We start from the raw sequence: 5,074 nt of genomic DNA, 5'->3' as shown, positions 1-5,074 counted from the left end.
GAACCACCCCTCACCACCATCCGCCAACCCATCGAGGCCATGGGCCGCGCCGCCGTCGACCTCCTCTGCGCCCAGATCCAGGGCACCGAAGTCCCCCACGGCGAGCTGCTCTTCGAACCGGAACTCGTCGTCCGCGGCTCCACCGGACAGCCGGCCGCCGGCTAGCGGCACTCCACCCCGTTCACCCCGCTCCGCGACCGCAAATTCCTTGCGGGAAATGACAGTGGCTTGCGGCTGCTCGACGTAGCCCGTGAAAGTCCCAGATCCGAGGCATGCCCTGGCGACGGCCCGCTTCTCATCGGCCTCACCGGGCATCGGCGCGTGCCGACTTACCGCTGCTCACCCTGTAGACGACTCAATATTTCTCTGCAACTCTGCGAGCGCTCAACGCAAATGTCAGCGAACTCTGAGTGTCTACCTGATGTGGGGACAGATGAGAAACCGGAACTGGAGATCACGTGCCCTGTGCACCGTGGTCGCGACCAGTCTCCTGGCGTGGGGAGGACCGCTGCTGTCGGCCATGGCAGCCGGTGGACCCAACATCGCCGTGGGGGACGCCACGGCGGCGAGCAGCTCGCACGGCGAGTACGGCGCCGCCAACATCACCGACGGCAACCAGGGCACGTACTGGCAGAGCGGCGGCGGCAGCCTGCCCCAGTGGGTCCAGACCGACCTCGGTGCCACGGAGCGGATCGACGAGGTCGTCCTGCGGCTGCCCGCCGGCTGGGAGAGCCGCGACCAGACGCTCTCCGTCCAGGGCAGCGCCGACGGCACGAGCTTCAGCACGCTCAGGACGTCCGCCACCTACGCCTTCGATCCCGGGTCGGGCAACACGGTCACCGTGTCCTTCCCCGCCACCCGGACCCGGTTCGTGCGGGTGGACATCACGGCGAACACCGGGTGGCAGGCGGCTCAGCTCTCCGAACTGGAGGTGCACGCGGCCGGGGAGTCGTCCGTGAACCTGGCCGCCGGCCGGCGGCTGACGGCGAGCAGTTCCACGGGCGCGTACACCGCCGGCAACGGCAACGACGGCAACCGGGCCACCTACTGGGAGAGCGCCAACAACGCCCTGCCGCAGTGGCTCCAGGCCGACCTCGGGTCCGCGCGCCGGGTCGACCGCGTCGTCCTGCGGCTGCCGGACGGCTGGCCGACCCGCAGCCAGACCCTGAAGATCCAGGCCAGTGACGACGGCGCGGACTTCACCGACCTGACCGCAGCCAAGGCGTACCCCTTCGACGCGGCGGGCGGTCAGTCGGCCACGATCGCCTTCGACGCGGTCACCACACGCCACGTGCGGGTGCTGGTGACGGCCAACACCGGTCAGCCCGCCGCCCAGGTCTCCGAGCTGGAGGTCTACGGTCCCGAGTCGGGTGACACCCAGGCACCCACGGCCCCGGCGAACCTCGCGTTCACCGAACCGGCCACCGGGCAGATCAGGCTGACCTGGAAGGAGTCCTCGGACGACACGGCCGTCACGGGGTACGACATCTACGCCAACGGCGAGCTGCTGACCTCGGTCGCCGGGGACGTCACCACCTACACCGACACCAGGCCGGCCGGCACGACGGTCACCTACTACGTGCGCGCCAAGGACGCGGCCGGCAACCAGTCGGGCAACAGCAACTCGGTCACCCGCCGCGCCGACACCGGCGACACCCAGGCACCCACCGCGCCCTCGAACCTCGCCCTCACCGAACCGGCCGCCGGGCAGATCAAGCTGACGTGGAGCGCCTCCACCGACGACAAGGGCGTCACCGGTTACGACGTCTATGCCGACAACCGGCTCCGCAAGAGCGTCGCCGGTGACGTCACCGCCTACACCGACACCCAGCCCGCTTCGGCGAACGTGACCTACTTCGTACGGGCGAGGGACGCGGCCGGCAACCAGTCGGGCGCCAGCAACTCCGTGACCCGCACCGGCAGCGGCGGCGGTTCGAACCTGGCCGTCGGCAAGCCGATCAGCGCCTCGTCCGTCATCCACACCTACGTCGCCGAGAACGCCAACGACAACAGCACCGCCACCTACTGGGAGGGGGCGGCGGGCAGCTACCCGAACACCCTGACCCTGAAGCTGGGCGCGAACGCGGACGTCGACCACGTCGTCCTCAAGCTCAACCCCGACGCCGGCTGGTCCAGGCGCACCCAGAACATCCAGGTGCTCGGCCGCGCCCAGGACGCGTCCGGCTTCACCTCGCTGGTGGCCGCGAAGGACTACGTCTTCGACCCGGCGAGCGGCGGCAACAGCGTGACGATACCCGTCGGCGAGCGGACCGCGGACGTCCAGCTGAGGTTCACCTCCAACACCGGGGCGACGGCCGGGCAGGTGGCCGAGTTCCAGGTCGTCGGCACCCCGGCGCCCAACCCGGACCTGGAGGTGACGAAGCTGACCGCGTCGCCCGACTCCCCCGTCGAGTCGGACCAGATCACGGTGTCCGCCACCGTCCGCAACAGCGGCGCCGCGCAGGCTCCGGCCGGCCGGGTCGCCGTCCGGCTGGGCGGCACCAAGGTCGCCACCGCCGACGTCCCCGCCCTGGAGGCGGGTGCGCAGAGCACGGTCGACGTGTCCGTCGGGGCCCGCGAGGCCGGTTCGTACGAACTGAGCGCGGTGGCCGACGAGGCGAACGACATCATCGAGCAGAACGAGACCAACAACACCTACACGCGCCCCGATCCGCTGGTCGTCAAGCCGGTGCAGAGCTCCGACCTCGTCGCCGCGGTCACCACCTCGCCGTCCAGTCCGGCCGCCGGTGACGACGTGACCTTCAAGGTCGCGCTGAGGAACCAGGGCACCCGGGACTCGGCGGGCGGCGGCCACGCGGTGACGCTCGCGCTGGTCGACTCCGGCGGCAGCACGGTCAAGACCCTCACCGGCGCGCACTCCGGTGTCATCGCCGCCGGTTCGACGGCCCCGGCCGTGGACCTCGGCTCCTGGAGGGCGGCCAACGGCTCGTACTCCCTGAAGGTCACGGTCGCCGACGACGCGAACGAACTGCCGGTCAAACGGGGGAACAACACCTCCACGCAGCCGCTGTTCGTCGGACGCGGCGCGCACATGCCCTACGACATGTACGAGGCGGAGGACGGTGCGGTCGGCGGCGGTGCCACCGTGGTCGGCCCCAACCGCACCATCGGTGACATCGCGGGCGAGGCGTCCGGCCGCCGGGCCGTCCGTCTGGACAGGACCGGCGCGTACGTCGAGTTCACCACGAAGGCGGCCACCAACACCCTGGTGACCCGCTTCTCCATCCCGGACGCGCCGGGCGGCGGCGGCATCGACGCCACGCTGAACGTGTACGTGGACGGCGTCATGAAGAAGGCACTGCCGCTGACGTCGAAGTACGCCTGGCTGTACGGTGCCGAGGCCTCGCCGGGCAACTCCCCCGGCGCGGGCGCCCCGCGGCACATCTACGACGAGGCGCACCTGGTGCTGGGCGAGACCGTCCCGGCGGGCAGCAGGATCCGCTTGCAGAAGGACGCGGCGAACACCTCCGACTACGCGATCGACTTCGTCAACCTGGAGCAGGTCTCCGCGCTGCCCAACCCCGACCCGGCGGCGTACGCGGTACCGGCCGGGTTCACGCACCAGGACGTGCAGAACGCGCTCGACAAGGTCCGCATGGACACCTCCGGCACCCTGGTCGGCGTGTACCTGCCGCCCGGCGACTACCAGACGTCGAGCAAGTTCCAGGTGTACGGCAAGGCGGTGAGGGTGGTCGGCGCCGGTCCCTGGTTCACGAAGTTCCACGCGCCGACCACGCAGGACAACACGGACGTCGGGTTCCGCGCCGAGGCGAGCGCGAAGGGTTCGACGTTCGCGAACTTCGCCTATTTCGGCAACTACACGAGCCGCATCGACGGACCGGGCAAGGTGTTCGACTTCTCCAACACCTCGGACATCGTGATCGACAACATCTGGAACGAGCACATGGTGTGCCTGTACTGGGGCGCCAACACCGACCGGATGACGATCAGGAACTCCCGGATCCGCAACATGTTCGCCGACGGCATCAACATGACCAACGGCTCCACCGACAACCTGGTGTCCAACAACGACGCCCGGGCGACCGGCGACGACAGCTTCGCGCTCTTCTCGGCGATCGACGCGGGCGGCGCGGACATGAAGAACAACCTGTACGAGAACCTCACGACGACGCTGACCTGGCGTGCCGCGGGTCTGGCCGTCTACGGCGGCTACAACAACACCTTCCGCAACATCCACATCGCGGACACCCTGGTCTACTCGGGCATCACCATCAGCTCACTGGACTTCGGCTACCCGATGAACGGATTCGGCACCGATCCGACGACCTTCGAGAACGTCTCGATCGTCCGGGCCGGCGGGCACTTCTGGGGCGGGCAGACCTTCCCGGGCATCTGGGTGTTCTCGGCGTCCAAGGTGTTCCAGGGGATCAGGGTCGCCAACGTCGACATCGTCGATCCGACCTACAGCGGCATCATGTTCCAGACGAACTACGCGGGAGGCCAGCCGCAGTACCCCGTCAAGGACACGGTCTTCACCGACGTCTCCGTCACGGGCGCGCACAAGAGCGGTGACGCCTTCGACGCCAAGTCCGGTTTCGGCCTGTGGGCCAACGAGATGCCCGAGGCGGGGCAGGGACCCGCGGTCGGTGAGGTCACCTTCAACGGACTGAAGCTCGGCGACAACGCCGTGGACATCCGCAACACGACGTCCACCTTCAAGATCATCCGCAATCCGTAGTCATACAGGACACACCCGGCAGTCCGTGCTGAGCGCCCTGGACGTCCTCGGCTACGAGCGGCCCACCCAGCTGCGGGGCGAGCGCGCGCGCCTGGTCGGCCTGGTCCTGCCCGAGCTGCAGAACCCGATCTTCCCCGCGTTCGCCGAGGTCATCGGCGGCGCACTCGCCCAGCAGGGGCTGACTCCGGTGCTGTGCACCCAGACCAAGGGCGGCGTCTCGGAGGCCGACTACGTCGAACTGCTGCTCCAGCAGCAGGTCTCGGGAGTCGTCTTCGCCGGGGGTCTGTTCGCGCAGGCGGACGCCCCGCACGACCACTACCGGCTGCTCGCCGAGCGCAACATCCCCGTGGTGCT

Annotated in this window: 2 protein-coding genes and 1 pseudogene; all 3 read left to right on the top strand. The window is 69.3% G+C overall.

Annotation, left to right across the window (positions count from 1 at the left end; genetic code table 11):
• On the top strand, window positions 1-165 hold a 165-nt coding region (locus IE94_RS38710), incomplete at its 5' end, for a substrate-binding domain-containing protein (protein ID WP_078606681.1).
• 268 nt (window positions 166-433) lie between these two features.
• Window positions 434-4,720, top strand: a complete 4,287-nt coding sequence (locus IE94_RS0133860) for a discoidin domain-containing protein (RefSeq protein ID WP_030192136.1) — start codon at window positions 434-436, stop codon at window positions 4,718-4,720.
• A gap of 13 nt (window positions 4,721-4,733) precedes the next feature.
• Window positions 4,734-5,074 (top strand): annotated as a pseudogene (locus IE94_RS0133855) (LacI family transcriptional regulator); the annotation flags it as partial.

It is taken from the genome of Streptomyces violaceorubidus (assembly GCF_000717995.1).
In the GTDB taxonomy this organism is placed as follows: domain Bacteria; phylum Actinomycetota; class Actinomycetes; order Streptomycetales; family Streptomycetaceae; genus Streptomyces; species Streptomyces violaceorubidus.
The sequence above is the reverse complement of the archived record's forward strand: the minus strand, read 5'-3'. Positions and strand labels throughout refer to the sequence as shown.